The 259-nt window shown below is 74.1% G+C and carries 1 pseudogene; it reads left to right on the forward strand.

Annotated elements, in window-relative coordinates:
• Positions 1–259: pseudogene (locus tag D1Z90_RS21055) on the forward strand (hypothetical protein); the annotation flags it as partial.

The following is a 259-nucleotide window of genomic DNA, read 5'->3' on the forward strand; positions in this document are numbered from 1 at the left end:
CACCAGACCGGCACCCGCCGCGAGGACCTGGCCGAGTTCGCCGCGCTGATGCGGGGCCATGCCGCCAGCCATCCGCATGCGCACCTGAACGAGGCCATCAGCGTCGAGCAGGTGCTGGCGTCCCGGCCCATCGCCACGCCGCTGCACCTGCTGGACTGCTGCCCGATCTCGGACGGCGCGGTCGCGCTGGTGGTGAGCGCCGACGAAGGGCCGGTGCGCATCAGCGGCGCCGGGCAGGCGCACCGCCACCAGCACCTGT

It is taken from the genome of Motilimonas pumila (genome assembly GCF_003596335.1).
GTDB lineage: Bacteria > Pseudomonadota > Gammaproteobacteria > Enterobacterales > CBDFNC01 > Motilimonas > Motilimonas pumila.